Below are 20,784 nucleotides of genomic sequence, written 5' to 3'. Positions count from 1 at the left end.
GGGGTAGAGCAGCCCGGTAGCTCGTCAGGCTCATAACCTGAAGGTCGCAGGTTCAAATCCTGCCCCCGCAACCAAAAAAGCCTCCCGAAAAGGGAGGCTTTCCGCGGTCCAGATCACAACAAAACACCAAGATGAAACATCCGACGGATCATCCGCGACGGGATGCCTCGGCCGAGCGCATCCGATACAGCATGCGAAGCATCGCGACCTGCGTCCCCAGATCAAAGCTGCTGCCCCGAAGGTAACGGAAGATCCGGCTGTAGAGGTAGAAGTAGTCCGAGTGCAGCAGCAACTCGCGCAGTCTTCTTTCACGCCAAGCGACCCCATCGGCATGCAGTTGCGCCAGTTGAGGATCCTGCATCAACTCGAGGACCGACGCGGCCAAATCCGCATCATGCCGCCCAATAGTCACATCCTGGGCATCGTTCAGGTCGCGGTCCACCCAGTATTCCAGACCGATCCCCTGTTCGGAATGGTTGGGTTTGCCGCGTGCCGATTTGACGATGAAGCTTTCGGCTGATCCGACCGCATAGTGGTTGATCTGCGCCAAACCGTATCTTTGTCCCGTCTTGGGTACCACGGTCCCAAGGACATTGGGAAGGATCGCGCCATTGTCGTCGACCCAGGTCATGCCGGCCTCTTCCGTGCCCTTGCGGGGCTTCGGTCGGTGCACGCCCAGCTTCAGGCGGTCCAGCGAAGTTCGATATAGCGCCTTGAACTGAACCGCGCGCCAAGGCCACACAAGCGCATCGGGCGCGCAGCGTGTGAACTGGCGCGTCATCAGCTCGTCCTTGAACTGAATGATGCCGCCACTTCCGAACATCCGCCAAGACAGCAGGAAGCCATCTGCTTCCGGTCTTGCCTCGATCAGGTCGTCGACCTTGCCGGAGCCGACATGGATGTTCAGAAACTCGTCGCAATCAGCCACATACAGCCAGTCGGAATGCTTGACATAGGGGTGGTTCTCGGCGCGCTTCAATGCGGTCCATTGAACGGGCTTCTTGCCCCGGCGGGGGTTTGGCACATGCGCGACAAGACCCATTCCCTGCAAACGGTCCAAGATGGCGTCGGTGCCGTCCTCGCAGTCATTGCTGTAGGCAAGGATGTTGTCGAAACCGATCAGCCGGTGATAGGCGACCCATTCCAGAATGAACGGCGCCTCGTTCCGCATGGTCGTCACAACGGTCTTCATCATCTTCCGATCTGCAGGTTTTGGGACCATCCATGGCACCCCATTCCGTGCAGGGAATGTGACTGTGGCTTCAGCGGGATACAACCGTCGAAATGTGCCAAAGGGTCACGCCGGGCGACGCAGGCGGCCTATCTCGTCCGCAAGATCCCCGCAAAGATCCCGCATCCGACCAGAGTCGGTCTCTCGCTGAGCCTGGATCTTCAATCCGAAGATATAGGTCTGAAGCCGCCGTGCGATGCGGGAAGGGTCGCTGCTCGCCGGGATCTCTCCCAGCTCGATGGCACGTGTGACCGCGGTGGTCAGAAGGCCCTCGATCCGGTCCAGATGTCCCAGGATCACCTCGCGCAAGGCGTTCCCCAACGAAACCTCCAGCAACGACTTCACCAGCATGCAGGCGGTCGAAGGGCGATCGCAGGGCGCGATGTCGGCCAGGTCGCGAAGATGCGATTGCAGCGCCGCGATGGGCGAGGGGGCCTCGTCGATCATTGTCTGCAGGTTCGCGGCCATGCGCGCGGCATAGCGGTCGATGGTCGCGTGGAACAGCGCCTCCTTGCTGTGGAAGGCGGCATAGATCGAACCGGGACGCATCTGCAGCGCATGCTCGAGATCCTTGAGCGATGTCGCGTGATACCCGTTGACCCAGAACAGGGTCATCGCGGCGTCCAGCGCCGTGTCGCGATCATATGATGCCGTGCGTGCCATGACCCATAGATACGCGCGGCAGCGGACGAAATGAAGGCCCTTGAAAAAATTCTTGAGCGATCGTTCAGATTGGGGCTTGAGCGTTCGTTCAAGAATGCCCATCTTCGGTCCGTCAACACATGACCGCAAGGAAGAGTACCATGACCAAGTTCGAGCGCTTCGACGAAACCAACGCCCCCGCGGAAGCCCTGCCGCTGATCGAGAAGTCCAAGAAGGCCTTCGGTCGCCTGCCGGGCCTGCATGCGGTCATGGCGGCATCGCCCGCGCTTCTGGACGGCTATCAGGTGCTGCACCGCCTGTTCGCCGAGGAAACCGCCTTCGACGCGGATGAGAAGACCGTCGTGTGGCAGACGATCAACGTCTATCACGAGTGCCATTACTGCGTTCCGGCCCATACCGGCATCGCCAAGGCGATGGGCGTCAGCGACGACATCTCGGACGCGCTGCGCGACGAGACCCCGCTGCCCAATGCCAAGCTGGAGGCCCTGCGCGATTTCGTCCTGATCATGCTGGACACGCGCGGCAACCCGACCGAGGCGCAGATGCAGGCCTTCTTCGAGGCAGGCTATGAGCAGCGCCACGTGCTGGATATCATCCTGGGCATGGCGCAGAAGGTGATGAGCAACTTCACCAACCACGTTGCGGAAACGCCCGTGGATGCGCCGATGCAGAAATTCGCCTGGACGCCGAAGTCCAAGCGCTGATCGCGAGGACATCGCCAGGACCAGCAGCGGGCGCCCCGATATGGGGCGCCCGTTCTCGTTCGTGCGCCGGGGACTCGACAAATGCCGGTCCGGCGGATTAATGAGAACAAATAGCGAACGGAAAGGGCGATGACGGAAGCTGCGGACAGGCGGATCGTAAGCATGTGGTTCCCGAGGCTGGCCTCGGACCGCATCCTGCGCGCGCATCCGGTCGAAGGTCCCTTCGCCGTCACCATCAAGCGCGACAATGCCGAGCGGATCCACTGCCTGAACGCCGCCGCCGAGGCCGAGGGTCTGAGCCGGGGCATGAGCTTTGCCGATGCGCGCGCCTTCTGTCCCCAACTGGTCAGCCGCCCCGCCGACCCCGAGGCCGAGGCCCGTTTCCTGTCCGCGCTGCGACGGCATGCGACGGGTTGGTGCCCCTGGGTCGGGCTGGACGGCGCGGACGGCCTAGTGCTGGATGCGACCGGATCGCTGCATCTGTGGGAGGGGGCCGAAGGGCTGCTGACCCGGATGCGGGACTGGGCACAGGGGGCGGGGATCTGCCTGCAGATGGGGATCGCGCATTCGCGGGGGGCGGCATGGGGGCTGGCGCGTTTCGGAAGGCCGGGCGATGGCCTGGCCGATCTGCCCATCGAGGCGTTGCGCCTGGATCATTCCGATGTCGTGGCCCTGCAGCGGCTGGGCCTGCGCGATGTCGCGGGGTTGCAAGCGATGCGGCGCGGGCCGCTGGCCCGCAGGCTGGGGCGGCAGGTGCTGATGCGGTTGGACCAGTTGACCGGCGACCTGCCCGAACCGGTCGCGCCGCAGGCCGAGCCGCCGCATTTCGGCACGCGCCTGACATTGCCGGACCCGATCGGGCTGCGCGACGATCTGCGCGCGGCCATCGCCCGCCTGCTGGGGCCGCTCTGTGCCAAGCTGAAGGCCCACGAGATGGGCGCGCGGCAGCTGTCGGCGACCATGCGACGCGTGGATCGCGGCAGCCAGCAGATCGCGCTGCGACTGGCCGTTCCGATGCGCGACGAGGCGGCGATCCTGCCGCTGTTCGACCTGCGCCTGGACGAGGTGGATGCGGGGTTCGGAATCGACCAGGTGCGGCTGGTCGCAAGCCAGGTGGAGCATCTGCCCGCGCGCCAGATCGGCGGTCTGGCCGAGGGGGGCGACAAGCTGGGGGTTCTGATCAGCCGTCTCGGCACGCGGCTCAGCCTTGGATCGGTGCAGCATTTCGCGCAGGGCGACAGCCACGTGCCCGAACTTGGCTTCGCGGTGATGCCCGCAGGGTTGGAGTGCGACGATGCAGGTGATGCCCCGCGGCCCGCGCGGCGGCCCCGTCCGGTGCGGCTGTTCGATCCCGAGCCCGTCGAGGCGGATGGCTGCGTTCCTCCGCGCGGGTTCCTGTGGCGGGGCGCACGGGTGGTGGCGGGACAGGCCGAAGGACCCGAGCGGCTGACGCATGAATGGTGGCGGGCGGATGCCTTGGGCAGAGCGGGCCTGCGCGATTACTGGCGGGTCGAGACCGCCGATGGCCGCCGCCTGTGGCTGTTCCATGCCCCGCAGCGGATGGAGTGGTTCGTCCAGGGCGAATTCGCATGACCGGCCCGCACCCCGAACCGGAGGCGGGGCCGCGCCCTGCGGGGCGTCGAGCCCCGCCGGGCGCGCTCGGGGGCGGTGCCCCCTCGGGGGGCTATGCCGAACTGTGCGTCACGTCGAATTTCACGTTCCTGCAGGGCGCCTCGCATCCCGAGGAGCTGATCCTGCGCGCGGTCGAGCTTGGCCTTGCGGGCATCGCCATCACCGACCGCAATTCGCTGGCGGGCGTCGTGCGCGCCCATTCCGCGCTGAAGGCGCTGGCGAAGGAGGTCGCGGAGGGGCTGCGCGTGCGTTCGACCATCCGCATCGACACCTCGTCCCGGCAGGAGGTCGGCTGCACAATGGACCTGCCGCGTCCCGTGGCCGAATGCCTGCCGCGCCTGATCGTGGGCAGCCGCCTGGTTCTGCGCGACTGTCCGGTCGAATGGGTCGCGCTGCCCACCGACATCGCCGCCTATCGCCGCCTGTCGCGGCTGCTGAGCATCGGCAAGCAGCGCGCGCCCAAGGGCGAGTGCCACCTGGACCTTGCCGATCTGGAGGACTGGTGCCGGGGCATCATCCTGATCGCCCTGCCGCCCCCCGATCTTGCATCCGCCGAAGGGTCCGTCCTGCGGATGCAGCGCCGCTTTCCGGGCAACGTCTTCCTGGGGGCCGTGCCGCGCTATGACGGGTCGGACCGCGAATGGCTGGCGGCCTGCGCCGGGATGGCCTTCGCGACATCCGCCCCCATGGTCGCGGTGGGCGACGTGCTGATGCACCGGGCCGAGCGTCGCCGCCTGGCCGACGTGCTGACCTGCATGCGCCACGGCATCACCATCGACGAGATCGGCACCCGCGCCCTGCCCAATGCCGAACACCGCCTGAAGGGCGCGCCCGACATGGCGCGGCTGTTCGTGGACTATCCCGCGGCGATGACCCAGACCCTGCGGATCATGGCGCGCTGCGATTTCGATCTGGGGCAGCTTGCCTACAACTATCCCGACGAGATCGCGCAGGACGAGACCCCGCAGGCGCGGCTGGAGAGGCTGGTCCGCCAAGGCATCGCCACCCGTTACCCGCAGGGACCGTCCCCCCGGGTCGAGGCGCTGGTCGAACGCGAACTGGCGCTGGTCGCGGACCTGAACTATGCCGCCTATTTCCTGACCGTCCACGACATCGTGGCCGAGGCCCGCCGCAGGGGCATCCTGTGCCAGGGGCGCGGATCGGCCGCCAATTCGATCATCTGCTATCTTCTGGGGATCACCGACGTGTCGCCCGACATGATCGGCATGGTGTTCGAGCGCTTCATTTCCCGTCATCGAGGAGAGCCGCCCGATATCGATGTCGATTTCGAACACGAGCGCCGAGAGGAGATCATCCAGTGGATCTATGACCGCTATGGCCGCCACCGGGCGGGGCTGTGCGCGACGGTGATCCATTTCCGCAGCCGCGCCGCCATCCGCGAGGTGGGCAAGGTGATGGGCCTGTCCCAGGACGTGACCGCGCGGCTGTCGGGCGACATCTGGGGGCTGTCCAACGGCGGGGCCGATCCGGACCGCGTGCGCGCGCTGGGGCTGAACCCCGACGACCACCGCCTGTCGCTCACGCTGGGCCTGATCCGCCAGATCGTCGGGTTCCCGCGCCACCTGTCCCAGCATGTCGGCGGTTTCGTCATCACCCAGGACCGCCTGGACGAGATGTGCCCGATCGAGAATGCCGCGATGGAGGGGCGCACCGTCATCGAGTGGGACAAGGACGACATCGACGCGCTGAACATCCTCAAGGTGGACGTGCTGTCGCTGGGGATGCTGACCTGCATCCGCAAGGGGTTCGACCTGCTGCGCCGTCACGGCGGCCCGGACCTGACCCTGCATTCCGTCCCGCAGGAGGATGCGCCCACCTACGGGATGCTGCAGCGCGCCGATGCGGTGGGTGTCTTCCAGGTGGAAAGCCGCGCGCAGATGAACTTCCTGCCGCGGATGAAGCCCGCGACCTTCTACGACCTGGTGATCGAGGTGGCCATCGTGCGCCCCGGTCCGATCCAGGGGGGGATGGTCAAGCCCTATATCCGCCGCAGGCAGGGGCTGGAGGCCCCCGAGCCCTTCGGCCCCGAACTGGAGAAGGTGACGGCCAAGACGCTGGGCGTGCCGCTGTTCCAGGAACAGGCCATGCAGATCGCGGTGGTCGGCGCGGGATATTCGGCGGAAGAGGCCGACCGCCTGCGCCGCTCGCTTGCGTCCTTCCGGCGCATGGGGACCATCGGCGAACATCGCGACCGCTTCGTGCGGGGGATGATCGGCAACGGATACCCGCGCGAGGTGGCCGAGCAGTGCTTCACCCAGATCGAGGGCTTTGCCGATTACGGCTTTCCCGAAAGCCACGCGGCGGCCTTCGCGATGCTGACCTATGTCTCGGCCTGGTTCAAATGCCACCATCCGGCGGTCTTTGCCTGCGCGCTGCTGAACTCGCAGCCGATGGGCTTCTATGCGCCCGCCCAGATCGTGCGCGACGTGCGTGAACACGGCATCGACGTGCGCCCGGTCTGCGTGAACCATTCGGACTGGGACTGTTCGCTGGAACAGCGCCCCGACGGGTCGCTGGCCCTGCGGCTGGGCTTCCGCCAGATCAAGGGCTTCCGCCACGAGGACGCGGACTGGATCGTCGCGGCGCGGGGCAACGGCTATCCCGACCCCGAAAGCGTGTGGCTGCGGGCGGGCACCGCGCCGCGCGTGCTGGAACGGCTGGCCGAGGCCGACGCCTTCGCGGGCATGGGCGTGGGGCGGCGCGACGCGCTGTGGCAGGTCCGGGCGATCAGCTCGCCCAGGCCCCTGCCGCTGTTTTCCGACCCCATGGACGGCGAAGGCATCCAAGAGCCCGAAACCATCCTGCCCCACATGCATCTGGGCGAGGAGGTGGTCGAGGATTACGTCTCGACCCGGCTGACCCTGCGCGCACACCCGATGGAGCTGCTGCGCCCGCGCATCGCCGGGCTGACGCGCAACGACCTGCTGGGGCAGGGGCCTTTGCGCAGCGTCTCGGTCTGCGGGCTGGTCATCACCCGGCAGCGGCCCGGCACGGCATCGGGGGTGATCTTCCTGACGCTCGAGGACGAGACCGGCGTGTCGAACGTGGTCGTCTGGCCCAAGGTCTATGAACGCTTCCGCCGAGAGGTGATGGGCGGCCGCCTGCTGCGCGTCACGGGCCGCATCCAGCGCGAGGGGATCGTCGTCCACCTGATCGCGGACCGGATCGAGGACATGTCGGACCGGCTGGTCGAACTGGGCCACCCGCTGGAGGCGCAGGTGGGGCGCACGCTGCCGCAATCGGACGATGCGCCCCGCAAGGGGCAGGGCAAGGGTGCCCCCGCCATGCATCCCAGGGACCAGGCGCGACGCCTGTTCCCCAGTCGCGATTTTCACTGAAGGCGGCGCAGCGTGTGCATGATGCCCCGGATCTCGGCCAGGCCGCGCAGGCGCCCGATGGCGGGGTATCCGGGCGCACCGCCCTGACGGGTCAGGTCGTCCAGGATCTGGTGCCCGTGATCGGGACGGAAGGGCAGTTCGACCCCGCGCGCCTTCTGGATGCGCAGCGCCTCGGAGACGATGGCGACCATGTCCACGTCGCCCTCCAGATGCGCGGCCTCGTGGAAGGACAGCCCGTCCTCTTCGCGCAGGGTCGCGCGCAGGTGCAGGAAATGGACCCGGTCGCCGTGCCGCGCCAGCATGGCGGGCAGGTCGTTGTCGGCCCGCACGCCATAGGAGCCGGTGCAGAAGGTGAACCCGTTCGCGTGGCTCTCGTCGATGCCCGCGATGAAGTCCATGTCCGCGGCGGTCGAGACGATGCGCGGCAGGCCGAACAGCGGGCGGGGCGGATCGTCGGGATGGATCGCCAGCACGACCCCCGCCTGTTTTGCGGCGGGCAGCACATGGCGCAGGAAGGCCGCAAGGTTTTCGCGCAGGCGGGCCGCGTCGATCCCGTCATAGGTCGCCAGCCGCTCGCGGAACTGATCCAGGGTATAGCTTTCCTCGGACCCCGGAAGCCCGGCCAGGATGGTGCCGGTCAGCGCATCGCGGTCGATGCGCGGTGCGCGGCGGGCGGCCTCGGCCACGATTTCGGCGGGGTGGTCGGCATCCGCGCCGGGGCGTTCCAGCACATGGATGTCGAAGCCCGCGAAATCGGCGGCGTCGAAGCGCAGGCAGCGCGCCCCGTCCGGCAATTCGTGATCCAGCGAGGTCCGCGTCCAGTCCAGTACCGGCATGAAGTTGTAGCACACCGTGCGGATGCCGCATTCGCCAAGGTTCAGCACCGATTGCGCCCAGGCGTCGGCATGGGCCTGCCAGCCGGGGGCGGCGGTCTTGATATCCTCGTGGATCGGGATGCTTTCGACGACATCCCAGGTCAGGCCGGCTTCCTCGATCAGGCGCTTGCGGGCCATGATCTCGTCCACGGACCAGACGGCGCCGTTCGGCAGGTGGTGCAGCGCGGTCACGATGCCCGTCGCCCCTGCCTGCCGGATATCGGCCAGCGTCACCGCATCGTTCGGCCCGAACCAACGCCAAGTCTGCTTCACTTCCTGTTCTCCGTAATCTTCAAAGCGCCTGCCGGGCGCGCGCGGTCGAGAATAGATACCCGTCAAAGGACGGATCGTCGGGATCGGACAATTGCATCAGCGTCGCGCTGACATTGCCGATATGGTCGCTCATGGCCTTGCGGGCGCGCTGGCTGTCGCGGGCGCGCAGGGCGTCCAGGATTTCCTGGTGGTCGTCCAGCCAGCGGCTGCGATAGGCGTGGTCGAAGATGCGGCTGTGCAGCTGCGCCCACATCCTGCTGTGGCGTCGGCGTTCCCACAGATCGGTGATGGTGCTGACCAGCACGCCGTTCTGCGTGGCCTCGGCGATCAGCAGGTGAAAGCGCTGGTCGCCCGAGTAATCGTCGCTGCCGGCCTCGATATTGCGGCGTTCCTGGTCCAGCGCATCGCGCATGGCGGTGATGTCGGCCTTGGTCACGGTGGCGGCGGCAAGGCCCGCGACGGCGCTTTCGATCACCATCCGCGCCTCCAGCAGCTCGAACGGGCCGATATCGTCGACGGCCACGGTCGTGCCCGAAGCCTGCTCCATCAGGTAGATGCCCGACCCCTGGCGCACCTGCACCAGGCCCTCGACTTCCAGCATGATGATCGCGTCGCGCACCAGGCTGCGGCCCACGTCAAGGCGCAGCGCGATCTGGCGTTCGGTCAGCAGCCGGTCGCCCGGACGCAGACCCTCGGCCCGGATCAGGTCGCGCAATTCTGCGGCGACATCCTGGTAACGGCGTTGCTGCGATCCGCTCATGCCTTGCCCTCGGCCCGGCGGGCATAGAAATCGGCAAGGATGCCGAAGGCCTGCTTGCGCGTGGTCTTGTCGGCGGCGATCAGGCCCTTGCGGTTCCAGCCGCGCTGGAAGATGCCCTGCCGCCGCTCGGTCCGGAAATCATAGAGGATCCAGGGCGACATGCCCTTGACGTAATCCAGCTTGGACAGCGTGGCGATCTGCTTGCGATAGATCTCGGCCTGGTAGGCCTCGGAGAACAGACCGGTCTTCGGACCCTGCGGCGTGATGTCGGCATCGGCGCCGGTCTCGGAGATCACCACGGGGCGGTCTGGGTCGGAATTGCGACCGATCTTTTCCAGGTCGTCGAAATCCTCGTCATACCAGCCGTAATATTCGTTGATCCCGATGATATCGAGATGCTCGGCCAGCCTGTCCTCGATCTTCAGCGTGTTGTGGTTGATCAGGCAGGCCGCCGCGATCAGGCGGGTCGGGTCCATGCTGCGGGCCAGCGCTGCAAGGTCGGACATGAAATCCAGCCGCGCGTCGGTATCGGGGTTCTCGTTGCCGACGGACCAGATGACGACCGATGCGCGATTGCGGTCGCGGCGGACCAGTTCGGCCAGCTGGTTGCGTGCATCGGCCTGCGTGGCGGGGTTGGCGAAGTCGATCGCCCAATAGACCGGGATCTCGGCCCAGATCAGGATCCCGCGCTCATCCGCCATGCGCGAGGCATCCTCGTGATGGGGATAATGCGCCAGCCGCATGAAGTTGCAGTTCAGCGCCTTGGCGTGGTCGAAGCGGCGGGTCAGGTCGACGTGGTTCGTGACCTTGCCCAGCTTCTCGTCATCCTCGTGGACCGCGATGCCGCGCAGCCAGATCGGGCTGCCGTTCAGCAGGATCTCGGTCCCGCGGCGTTCGATCTGGCGGAAACCCACGCGGTCGGTCACCCGGTCGGGGCCAGCGGTCAGTTCGACATCGTACAGATGCGGGTCGTCGGTGGACCACAGATGCGGTTCGGCCGGGATCTCGACCATGGCGCGGCCACCCGTCAGCGGGATCGTCCGGTCGACCAGGCCGTCGATGCGCAGATGCGCCTCGGTCGCGCCCTCGACCTCGATCTCGGCGCGGACCAGGTCATAGCGGCCCGGCGCCAGCGTCACGAACAGGTCGCGGATGACGGTGCGCGGGGTCCGGTACAGCGACACCTCGCGATAGATGCCGCCATAGTTGAACCAGTCGGTGTTCTGCATCGGCAGGCGGTCGGGGCGGCGGCGGTTGTCCACGAACAGCATCAGCCAGTTGCGTCCTTCGCGGACGTGATCCGTCAGCTCGACGAAGAACGGGGTCGAGGCCCCCAGGTGGTTGCCCAGATATTCGCCGTTCAGGAACACCTTGCAGTCATAGCTGGCGGCCCCGATGCGCAGGAACAGCCGACCGTCGGGATCGGGTTCGATATCCAGCGGGCGCGTGTACCATGATCCGCCCTCGAAGAAGTACCAGCGGTCCTGAAGCATCTGCCAGTTCGATGGAACGGGCACGGTGTCGCCCATATGGGGGTCGTAATCCCAGGGCTCGATCCTGTCGGCGGGATCGCCGGGCTGCATGGCGAACCATTTCTGGCGCAGCCCGGTATCCAGCAGATCGACGCAGAAGTTCCAGTCCCCGTCCAGCGACCGCGCCTTGCGCCCGCCGGTGAAGATCATGCCCTGCGCCGTCAGATCGCGCCGGTCGAAGGCGCGATCATAGGCTTCGTCATGCAGGGCCGCCAAGGCGTTTTCGGCCAGATCCGAACGTTCAAGCATGGCGTCCCCGTCCCCTTACTGCGCCGAGGCGCGGATCTGTTCGATCAGACCGGCCAGATCGGGATTGGCCTCTTCGGCCTCCTGGTACATCGGCTGCACGGCCTCGATGAAGGGGGCCTTGTCCACCTCGTGGATCTCCACGCCCATCTCGGCCTGCGCCTCTTCGATGGCGGCGTCGGATGCCAGCTTCCAGGCTTCGGTATGCGACAGCATCGAGTTGTGCGCGGCGGTGGCCAGGGCCTCCTGCTCCTCGGCGCTGAGGCCGTCCCATGCACAGTTCGAGATGAACACGACCGAGGGGATCAGCGTGTGCTCGTCTAGCGAGAAGTGCTTGGCGACCTCGCCGTGGCGGGCGGTGGTCAGCGCGGTGGGGTTGTTCTCGGCCCCGTCCACGACGCCCTGCTGCAGCGCGGAATAAAGCTCGCCCCAGCCGATGGGGGTGGGGTTGCCGCCCAGCAGTTCGACCATGCGCACCGCCGAGGGGCTGGGCTGGACGCGGATCTTCATGCCCTCCAGATCGGCGGGCGAATTGATCGCCTTGTTGGTATAGAAGGACCGCGCGCCCTCGGTGTAGTAGGCCAGCCCGCGGATGCCGTTCTCGATGCCGGAATCAAGGATTTCCTTGCCGATATCGCCCGCGATCACCTGGTTGAAGTGATCCTCGCTTGCGAACATGTAGGGCAGGTTGAAGACGGCATAGGACGGCACGAAGGCCTCCAGTTCCGCCGCGTTCGACCGCGCCATGTCCAACGAGCAGTTCTGCACCTGTTCGGTGGATTCGCGCTGGGTGCCCAGCTGGCCGTTGGCATAGATGCGGATCTTCAGATCGCCGCCGGTGGCCTCCTCGACCTCGTCGGCCATCTTCTGCATCGACAGGTGGACCGGGTGATCTTCCGGGTTGTTGTGGTTCAGGCGCAGCGTCTTGGCCTGCGCGGCGGCGGTCATGGTCAGCAGTGCAAGCGCGGTGCCCGCTGCAAGCTTGGTCGCGATCTTCATCCCTATCCCTCCCGATAAGATGCGTGGCGGCCGGGCCGCCGGAAATGTGGTGCCGCGATTTGATCCGCCAATCCGCGTTCTTGTCAACCAGTTTAATAAATTGGTTGACCACTTTGGTCCGTGGCGTCATCTTCCCGTCAAATCAGGAACCCTGCGGGAGGAGCGCGCAGCATGACCTACGGAACCCTTCGCCACCCGAGGCCGGCATGAGGCGGGCCGCGGACATGCTGCTGCGCGGCGGCATCATCACGGCCTTCACGGTGCTTCTGGCCTGCGTCAGCTGGCAGGTGATCAGCCGCTATGTGCTGGGGACGCCCTCGACCGTCACGGACGAGCTGGCGCGCTTCATCTTCATGTGGCTGGCGCTGGTCGGCGGGGCCTTCACCTACGGGCAGGGGCGCCACCTGGCGATCGACTTCCTGCCCATGTCGGTCGAGGGGCGCAAGCGCCAGGCGACCGAGGCCGCCATCACCCTGCTGATCGCCGCCTTCGCGGTGATCGTGATGATCTGGGGCGGATCGCAACTGGTCGCGAAGACGCTGGCATCGGGGCAGATCTCGCCCGCGCTGCAACTGCCGATGGGATGGGTCTATGGCGCGGTGCCGGTGGCGGGGGCGATCGTCACGGCCTATGCGGCGGGCAACCTGCTGCGCATCGCGCAGGGGGAACAGATCCTGAAGCCCGCCGACGAAATCTCGGTCGAGATGGCCGACCCCGAGGAGAGCAAGCGATGAATTCCGCCGCAATCGTCCTGTTCGGCAGCTTTGCCGCGATGATGGTGCTGGGCGTGCCCATCGCCTTTTCCATCGGCATTTCCGCTGCGCTGACCTTCCTGCTGTTCATGTCGCTGGACCAGACGATCTTCATCGTGGCCCAGCAGATGGTGTCGGGGCTGGACAGCTTCACCTTGCTGGCGATCCCGTTCTTCATCCTGGCGGGCAACATCATGAACCGCGGCGGCATCGCCCTGCGCCTGATCGAGTTCGCCAAGGTCCTTGGCGGTCGCCTGCCCGGCGCGCTGGCGCATTGCAATGTCATCGCGAACATGATGTTCGGCGCGATCTCGGGCTCGGCGGTGGCATCGGCCGCCGCGGTGGGTGGCGTCATGGCGCCGCTGCAGCGCAAGGAGGGCTACGATCCGGCCTATTCGGCGGCGGTCAACATCGCCTCCAGCCCGACGGGCCTGCTGATCCCGCCCTCGACCACGCTGATCGTCTTCTCGCTGATCACCGGGGGGACCTCGATCTCGGCGCTGTTCGTGGCGGGTTACCTGCCGGGCATCCTGCTGGGCCTGTCGCTGATGGTCGTCGCGGGCATCATCGCCAAGAAGCGCGGATACCCGCTGGCCCCGCGCCCCAGCATGGCCGAGGTGCGTCACCGCACGCTGGACGCGATCCTGCCGCTGGGGCTGATCGTGGTCATCATGGGCGGCATCATCGCGGGCATCTTCACCGCGACCGAGGCATCCGCCGTCGCCGTCCTCTATTCGCTGTTCCTGGCGCTGGTGTGGTACCGGGAACTGAAGCTGTCGGACCTGCCGCGCATCTTCCTGGAAAGCGCGATCACCACGACCATCGTGCTGCTGATGATCGGGACATCCATCGCGATGTCGCGGGCCATGGCTTACGGCGACATTCCCTTCGCGCTGTCGGACTGGCTGCTGGCGCTGTCGGACAATCCGATCGTGATCCTGCTGATCATCAACGCGGCGCTGCTGGTCGTCGGCACCTTCATGGACATGACGCCCGCGCTGCTGATCTTCACGCCGATCTTCTATCCGGTGGTGCAGGATCTGGGCATGGACCCGGTCCATTTCGGCATCATGATGACGCTGAACCTGTCCATCGGCATCTGCACGCCGCCGGTGGGGTCGGCGCTGTTCGTCGGCTGCTCGGTCGCGGGCGTGCCGATCCAGCGGGTGATCCGCCCGATGCTGCCGCTCTATGCCGCGATGATCGTCCTGCTGCTGGCGGTGACCTTCATCCCCGAAATCAGCCTGACGCTGCCGCGCTGGCTTGTAAGCTACGGTTAAGATCATGAAGACCCTCAAGGACTGGACCCTGCAGGGGCGCGACGGCGCCGCCGTCACCCTGCTGACCGATGGCGGCCGCCGGATGCGCATCGCCGTGCTGGACCGCGACCTGATCCGCGTGTCGCTGACGGGGCGGGACGGCTGGCGGCTGGACCGCAGCTGGTCGGTGGCCCCCGATGGCGACGTGCCGTTCGAGGGACGTTCGCGCGACGATCTGTCTGGCTTTGCCTGCCCCGATTTCGACCTGTCGGACACGGATCGGGGGCTGGTGATCGACACCGGCACGCTGCGGCTGCAGGTGCTGCGCCCGCTGCAGCTGGTCTGGCAGGCGAAGGTCGGGGACGAGTGGCGCGTATTCGCCGCCGACCGCACGACCGGGGCCTACATGGCCGGTGTCCGCGACCATGCCCACAGCCATTTCCTGCGCCGCAACCCGGGCGAGCTGGTCTATGGCCTGGGCGAGAAGTCGGGCGACCTGGAGCGATCGGGCCGCCGGTTCGAGATGCGCAACCTCGACGCGATGGGCTATGACGCGGAACGCACCGATCCGCTGTACAAGCACATCCCCGTCACGCTGACCCGCACGCCGGATGCGGGGTCGTTCTCGGTCTTCTACGACAACCTTGCCTGCTGCTGGTTCGATCTGGGGAACGAGCTGGACAACTACCACGCCCCCTATCGCGCCTATCGGGCCGAGGACGGGGACCTGGATTACTACATGGCGTGGTCGCCCGATCTGGCGGGGCTGACGCGCAGGCAGGCATGGCTGACGGGCGGCACCGCGTTCATGCCGCGTTGGGCGCTTGGATATTCCGGGTCGACCATGAGTTATACCGACGCGCCGGACGCGCAGGCGCAGGTGCAGGGGTTCCTTGACCGGATCACCGAACACGCGCTGCCCTGCGACAGCTTCCAGATGTCGTCGGGCTATACCTCGATCGGGCCGAAGCGCTATGTCTTCAACTGGAACACCGACAAGTTCCCCGACATCGACGCGATGACCGCGCGCTTCGCGGATGCGGATCTGCACCTGATCGCCAACATCAAGCCTTGCATGCTGCACGATCACCCGCGTTATGCCGAGGCCGCCTCGGCGGGCCTGTTCATCCGCGACAGCGAGGCCGACCGCCCCGAGATCTCGGTCTTCTGGGACGACGAGGGGTCGCATCTGGACTTCACCAACCCCGCGACCATCGACTGGTGGAAGTCCAACGTGACCACCCAGCTGTTGGAGCATGGCATCGGGTCGACCTGGAACGACAACAACGAATACGAGATCTGGGACCGCGCCGCGCAATGCCACGGCTTCGGCGACCCGATCGACGTCGCGCTGATCCGCCCGCTGCAGCCGGTGCTGATGACGCGGGCCTCGCGCGATGCGCAGGCCGAACATGCGCCGCATCTGCGCCCCTACCTGATCAGCCGTTCGGGCGCGCCGGGGATCCAGCGCTATGCCCAGACCTGGACGGGCGACAACCGCACCGACTGGAAGACGCTGCGCTACAACAACCGCATGGGGCTGGGCCTGTCCATGTCGGGGATCTTCAACATCGGCCATGACGTGGGCGGCTTCTCGGGGCCGCGTCCGGGGCCGGAACTGTTCCTGCGGTGGGTCCAGAACGGCATCTTCCACCCGCGCTTCACCATCCACAGCTGGAACGACGACGCGACCGTCAACGAGCCCTGGATGTATCCCGAGATCCTGCCCCATATCCGCGCGGCGCTGGCGCTTCGGGGGCAGCTGATCCCCTATCTGTACACGCTGACATGGCAGGCCGTGCAGGACCACCAGCCGATCCTGCGCCCGACCGTGGCCGAGTTCGAGGCCGATCCCGCCTGCCGCGCGGAATGCGACGAGTTCATGCTGGGCCGCGACCTGCTGGTCGCCACCGTGATCGAGGAGGGCGCCGCGACCCGCAGCCTGTACCTGCCCGACAATGGCAGCGGCTGGTGGGATTTCCACACCGGAATGTTCCACACGGGCGGCCAGGTGATCGAACAGCCCGTCGATCTGGGCAGCATGCCGCTGTTCGTGCGCGCCGGTGCCGCTTTGCCCCTGTCCCGGGGCTGCGCCCGCGCCAAGCCGGAAACCGACACCACCCGCCGCATCGCGCTGTTCCCCGCGCCGGGCGATTTCAGCGACCGGACGATGCTGTATGAAGATGACGGCGTCTCGGCCGACGCGCTGGCGGGCAACAACTGCCGCCTGCTGATCGAGACCCGCGCCGATGCGGATGTGATCGACGTGACGATCACCGCCCGCGGCCCGTTCCGCCCGTTCTGGCCCGCGCTGGACCTGTCGTTGCCCGATGCCGAAACCCGCCCCATGCGCGTGAACGGCCAGCCCGTCACCCGCATCGCGTTCGAGGATATCCCCCATGCAGATTGAGACCCTCGCCCCCGCGCATGACCGTCAGGGCCTGCGCCCGCGCATCCTGCATATCGGCTTCGGCGCCTTCGCCCGCGCGCATCAGCTGGTCTATCTGGACCAGGTGCTGGCGGATGGCGGCGATTGGGGCGTCATCGCCTGCCGCCTGAATTCGGGCGTCGAGGATCTGGACGCGCTGGACGCGGCGGACGGCGTCTATCACGTGCTGGAGGCCGACGATCAGGGCATCGTCGCGCGCCCCGTCGGCGCGGTGGTGGGATCGGTCCACCCGGTGCGCGACGGGATCGCGGCGGTGACGGGGCGGATCGCGGACCCGGCGCTGGCGATCATATCCCTGACCATCACCGAAAAGGGCTATGCGCTGAAGGGCGACGGCCTCGACGCCGATCACGCGGGCATCAAGGCCGATCTGGCGAACCCCGATGCACCCCGGACCGCCATCGGCGTCATCGTCGCGGGCCTGCGCGCGCGCCGCGATGCGGGGCAGGGCGGGCTGACCGTGATGTCCTGCGACAACCTTCCGCATAACGGGCGGCTGGCCCGCGCCGCCTTGCTGGACTATGCGCGGCTGCTGGATGCCGACCTTGCCGGTTGGATCGAGGGGAATGTCCGCTTTCCGGCCACGATGGTCGATCGCATCGTGCCCGCGCTGAACGACAAGGCGCTGGCCCTGATCGAGCAGGCCACGGGCCGCGCAGATCCGAACAGCATCCTGACCGAGCCCTTCCGCCAGTGGGTGATCGAGGACGACTTTGCCGCAGGCCGCCCCGCATTCGAGGATGCGGGCGCGCAGATGGTCCAGGACGTCGCCCCGTTCGAGGAGATGAAGCTGCGGATGCTGAACGGTAGCCACACCTTCCTGGCTTGCCTCGGCCAGCTTGCGGGATGCGAGACGGTGTCCGACTGCATGGACGATCCGGTGCTGCGCGATGCCGCCCGCTGCCTGATGCTGACCGAGCAGGCCCCGACGCTGCGCCCGCTGCCGGGCGTGGACATCGCGGATTACGCCGACCAGCTGATCGCGCGCTTCGGTAACAGCACGCTGCAGCACCGCACCGCCCAGATCGCCACCGATACCAGCGCCAAGCTGCCGCAGCGCCTTGTCGCGCCTGCCGCGGCGCATCTGGCGGCGGATCGCGACTGGCCGCTGACCGCGCTGGCCATCGCGGGCTGGATGCGGCTGGTCCGCCAGACCGTCGAAGGCGGCGGCAAGCCCGCCGACCCGATGGCCGACAGGCTGGCGCAGGTGGTCGCGGACACGCAGGATGGCGGCGATTACGTCACCGCGATGCTGGCGCTGACGCAGGTCTTCCCGGTGGAGCTGGCCGCCGATCCGCGCTTTGCCGCGCCCATCGCCAGCGCCTATCTGAACCTCGTGCGGACCGGTGCCCGGACCGCCATCGCCAACGCAATGGGGGCAGCATGACCGAATTCCTGGGGCCCGACTTCCTGCTGGACACGCCCGCAGCGCAACGCATGTATCACGATGTCGCGGCCGACCTGCCCATCGTCGATTACCACAACCACCTGCCCCCGGCCGAGATCGCGCAGGACCACCACTGGGACAATCTGGGCCAGCTGTGGCTGGCGCATGACCACTACAAGTGGCGCGTCATGCGGTGGGCCGGCATCCCCGAGGATCTGTGCACCGGTCCCGCGACCGACCGCCAGAAATTCGACGCCTTCGCCCGCGCCATGCCCGCGCTGGTGATGAACCCCGTCCACCACTGGTCGCATCTGGAGCTGTGGCGCTTCTTCGAGCTGGACGGCACCGTCCTGTCGCCGGATACCGCCGACCGAGTCTGGGATGTCGCGAATGCGGCGCTGCCGGGGCCGGATTTCGGCGCGCGCGGTCTGCTGCGGCAGATGAAGGTGCGCTTTGTCGGCACGACCGACGATCCGCTGGACGATCTGGCCCATCACCGCGCGATGCAGGGCGATCCCGACCTTGTCGTCGCGCCCAGCTTCCGCCCCGATGCGGCCTTCAAGGTCGAGGATGCGGGCTTTGCCCCGTGGATCGCGCGGCTGGCCGAACTGACGGGGATCCGGATCGACGGCTTCGCGCCGCTGATGCAGGCGCTGATCCAGCGGCTGGACGTCTTCGTCGATCATGGCTGCCGCGCCGCCGATCACGGCATCGAGCGGCTGGAGGCCGGCCCCGAATGGTCCGAGGATCAGCTGACCGCCGCGCTGAACCGCCGCCTTGCGGGCGAGGCTCCGACCCCGGACGAGGCTGCCGCCATCCGCTCGGCCCTGTTCGTCGGGCTGGGGCGCGCCTATGCCGAACGCGACATCGTCATGCAGCTGCATCTTGCGCCCCTGCGGAACAACCGCCAGCGCCTGCTGGACCGCGTGGGCCGCGATGCGGGTGCGGACGGGATGAACGACTTTGCCATCGCGCAGCCGCTGAACGCGCTGCTGGACCGGCTGGACCGGACCGACCAGCTGCCGGACATGGTGCTCTATTCGGTGAACCCCGCGCATAACGCGGTGTTGGCGACGACGGCGGGCAATTTCCAGGACGGATCGCGCCCCGGCAAGGTGCAGGTCGGCACGGCGTGGTGGTTCAACGACCAGCTGGACGGGATGGAGCGTCAGATGACCGATCTTGCGCAGATGGGCCTGATCTCGACCTTCCTGGGGATGCTGACCGACAGCCGGTCCTTCCTGTCCTTCACCCGGCACGAGTATTTCCGCCGCCTGCTGTGCCGGATGCTGGGACGGCAGGTGCAGGACGGGCTGCTGCCGAACGATCCCGCCGCGCTGGACAGGCTGGTCTACGACATCTGCTGGGGGAACGCCGCGCGCCGATTCCTGCCCGCCGACCGTCAGGACGCCTGAGTCGAGCCTTGGCGCAGGGCGGGACCGCCCGCCTTGCGCCAAGGGTTGCCTGGGTGGGCGCATCCCGGCATGGATGCCGCCGATCACGCCGAGCATGGCCTACCGCAACTCGGCCCCGCGGGGCTGATCGTCCGTTCGGGGAAGCGGCGCATTCGACGTGAAGGCCATTCAATCCCCCCATGCGCAATGCGCGTTCCATATTCATCGACCTGTACGAGAAGCAGATCGGCGACGGCCCCGAATGGATGGCGCGGACACCGCGATCCTCGACCGCGAGTTCGGCCTGACCGAGAAGGGCTATGCCAGCCTGTTCGTCGTGCCGATCGGCTATTCCGACCCCGAGGGCGATTACAACGCGGCGCTGCCGAAATCGCGCCTGTCGGAACAAGCGATCATCACCGAGGTCTGATCCGTCAAACTTCGTTTCGGGGGAAGGGGGCGGCCCGTGCCGTCCCCTTTTCCTCATCCGCGAAGGGCCGCCTCGGTCGCCTCGCGGATGTCGCGCAGCGGGTGGCGCACCTGCGGGGGCATCGGCTCGGTGCGTCCGCCGGGACCGTATCCCCATTCGGCCAGCGCCGCGCGATGCGCGGGCGACAGGTCGCCATAGGCGTAATCGCCGTTCCCGTCGCGCACGGCCTCGGCGCCCTGCGCGGGCGGGATACCCAGGAACGCCGCCAGCGCGTCGCGATGGGCGTCGGGCCGGGCCACCAGATCCTCGTATCGCAGGACCATGACGGCATGCAGATGGGCCAGGTCCTGCGCGACCTGAAGGTGCGCGTCGATCCAGTGGTCGATCATCCGGTCCTGCGGCATGTCCACCCATTTCGACACCGCCGCCGCCACGGCCTGCGGATGGCGCATCACCACCACGAATTGCGACAGCGGGAACAGCTGCTGATAGAGCCGCATCCGCGTCAGGTTCACGGGCGACTTCTCGACCCGCCACGCCCCCGCATCGAACCAGGGCGCCCAGTCCGCCTCGAGCCGCTGGCGCGTGGCAAGGCTGTCATGGGCGCAGCCCTCGGCCAGGTGCTGGGCGGGATCGGTCGCGAAATGCATGGGGCGGCCATGCTGCGCGGTATGCGCGATGGCGCCCTGCAGGTACACGCCCTCGTTCTCGGGGACGGGGGCGTTGCGGATCGCGCCGACGCCCGGCAGCCCCGCGACCATCCGCGCCACCAGCGACGTCCCCGAGCGGTGCAGCCCGCCCACGAAGACATAGCGATGCGAAAGCCCCTTGGCGGTCAT

The 20,784-nt window shown here is 67.2% G+C and carries 16 protein-coding genes; 9 read left to right on the top strand and 7 right to left on the bottom strand.

Going from position 1 to position 20,784, the window contains the following annotated elements; translation table 11 throughout:
* Positions 1-148: 148 nt before the first annotated feature.
* Positions 149-1,195 (bottom strand): glycosyltransferase family 2 protein, encoded by a 1,047-nt coding sequence (locus tag QMZ16_RS15385; RefSeq protein WP_282603891.1) that lies wholly within the window; start codon positions 1,193-1,195, stop codon positions 149-151.
* Between the two features lie 102 nt (positions 1,196-1,297).
* Positions 1,298-1,894 (bottom strand): TetR/AcrR family transcriptional regulator, encoded by a 597-nt coding sequence (locus QMZ16_RS15380; protein ID WP_282603890.1) that lies wholly within the window; start codon positions 1,892-1,894, stop codon positions 1,298-1,300.
* Between the two features lie 140 nt (positions 1,895-2,034).
* On the opposite strand from QMZ16_RS15380, the gene QMZ16_RS15375 reads away from it, so the two are divergent.
* The 3 genes from QMZ16_RS15375 (at position 2,035) to QMZ16_RS15365 (ending at position 7,589) form a co-directional block, all read left to right on the top strand.
* Positions 2,035-2,598 carry a carboxymuconolactone decarboxylase family protein gene (locus QMZ16_RS15375; RefSeq protein WP_282603889.1) on the top strand — a complete coding sequence of 188 codons (564 nt, stop codon included), beginning with the start codon at positions 2,035-2,037 and terminating at the stop codon, positions 2,596-2,598.
* Between the two features lie 129 nt (positions 2,599-2,727).
* On the top strand, positions 2,728-4,191 hold the full coding sequence (locus QMZ16_RS15370) for a DNA polymerase Y family protein (RefSeq protein WP_282603888.1): 1,464 nt from the start codon (positions 2,728-2,730) through the stop codon (positions 4,189-4,191).
* Positions 4,188-7,589 (top strand): error-prone DNA polymerase, encoded by a 3,402-nt coding sequence (locus QMZ16_RS15365; protein ID WP_282603887.1) that lies wholly within the window; start codon positions 4,188-4,190, stop codon positions 7,587-7,589. The genes QMZ16_RS15370 and QMZ16_RS15365 overlap by 4 nt, the downstream gene beginning before the upstream one ends.
* On the opposite strand, the gene uxuA is transcribed toward QMZ16_RS15365, so the two are convergent.
* From uxuA to QMZ16_RS15345, 4 genes are read right to left on the bottom strand one after another with little or no spacing between them, the layout of a single operon-like run.
* Entirely contained in the window at positions 7,583-8,737 is a 1,155-nt protein-coding gene (gene uxuA, locus QMZ16_RS15360) for a mannonate dehydratase (protein ID WP_282603886.1), read from the bottom strand. The two genes, QMZ16_RS15365 and uxuA, sit on opposite strands and share 7 nt — an antisense overlap.
* 19 nt (positions 8,738-8,756) lie before the next feature.
* Positions 8,757-9,497 carry an FCD domain-containing protein gene (locus QMZ16_RS15355; protein ID WP_282603885.1) on the bottom strand — a complete coding sequence of 247 codons (741 nt, stop codon included), beginning with the start codon at positions 9,495-9,497 and terminating at the stop codon, positions 8,757-8,759.
* Complete coding sequence (locus QMZ16_RS15350; protein ID WP_282603884.1) at positions 9,494-11,278, bottom strand: glycoside hydrolase family 2 TIM barrel-domain containing protein; 1,785 nt, start codon at positions 11,276-11,278, stop codon at positions 9,494-9,496. Before QMZ16_RS15350 ends, QMZ16_RS15355 begins: the two co-directional genes overlap by 4 nt.
* A gap of 15 nt (positions 11,279-11,293) precedes the next feature.
* Positions 11,294-12,274, bottom strand: a complete 981-nt coding sequence (locus tag QMZ16_RS15345) for a TRAP transporter substrate-binding protein (protein WP_282603883.1) — start codon at positions 12,272-12,274, stop codon at positions 11,294-11,296.
* 206 nt (positions 12,275-12,480) lie between these two features.
* On the opposite strand from QMZ16_RS15345, the gene QMZ16_RS15340 reads away from it, so the two are divergent.
* The 6 genes from QMZ16_RS15340 to QMZ16_RS15315 all read left to right on the top strand — a co-directional run bounded on the left by QMZ16_RS15340 (position 12,481) and on the right by QMZ16_RS15315 (position 19,945).
* A complete protein-coding gene (locus QMZ16_RS15340) occupies positions 12,481-13,008 on the top strand; it encodes a TRAP transporter small permease (RefSeq protein WP_282603882.1) in 528 nt (175 codons plus the stop codon).
* Positions 13,005-14,306, top strand: coding sequence for a TRAP transporter large permease (locus tag QMZ16_RS15335; protein ID WP_022708471.1), 1,302 nt, complete (start codon positions 13,005-13,007; stop codon positions 14,304-14,306). Before QMZ16_RS15340 ends, QMZ16_RS15335 begins: the two co-directional genes overlap by 4 nt.
* A 4-nt stretch (positions 14,307-14,310) precedes the next feature.
* Positions 14,311-16,695 (top strand): TIM-barrel domain-containing protein, encoded by a 2,385-nt coding sequence (locus QMZ16_RS15330; protein WP_282603881.1) that lies wholly within the window; start codon positions 14,311-14,313, stop codon positions 16,693-16,695.
* Positions 16,685-18,121: a mannitol dehydrogenase family protein gene (locus QMZ16_RS15325; RefSeq protein WP_282603880.1), complete on the top strand. Its 1,437-nt coding sequence runs from the start codon at positions 16,685-16,687 to the stop codon at positions 18,119-18,121. Before QMZ16_RS15330 ends, QMZ16_RS15325 begins: the two co-directional genes overlap by 11 nt.
* On the top strand, positions 18,118-19,536 hold the full coding sequence (uxaC, locus tag QMZ16_RS15320; RefSeq protein ID WP_282603879.1) for a glucuronate isomerase: 1,419 nt from the start codon (positions 18,118-18,120) through the stop codon (positions 19,534-19,536). The genes QMZ16_RS15325 and uxaC overlap by 4 nt, the downstream gene beginning before the upstream one ends.
* Positions 19,537-19,777: 241 nt before the next feature.
* Positions 19,778-19,945 (top strand): hypothetical protein, encoded by a 168-nt coding sequence (locus QMZ16_RS15315; protein ID WP_282603878.1) that lies wholly within the window; start codon positions 19,778-19,780, stop codon positions 19,943-19,945.
* Positions 19,946-19,998: 53 nt separating this feature from the next.
* Here the strand turns inward: QMZ16_RS15315 and QMZ16_RS15310 are convergent, their stop codons facing one another.
* Positions 19,999-20,784, bottom strand: a complete 786-nt coding sequence (locus tag QMZ16_RS15310; protein WP_282603877.1) for a sulfotransferase — start codon at positions 20,782-20,784, stop codon at positions 19,999-20,001.

This window comes from Paracoccus sp. PARArs4, from assembly GCF_947311865.1.
In the GTDB taxonomy this organism is placed as follows: Bacteria; Pseudomonadota; Alphaproteobacteria; order Rhodobacterales; family Rhodobacteraceae; genus Paracoccus; species Paracoccus zeaxanthinifaciens.
This window is presented reverse-complemented; position numbering and strand designations above follow the sequence as displayed.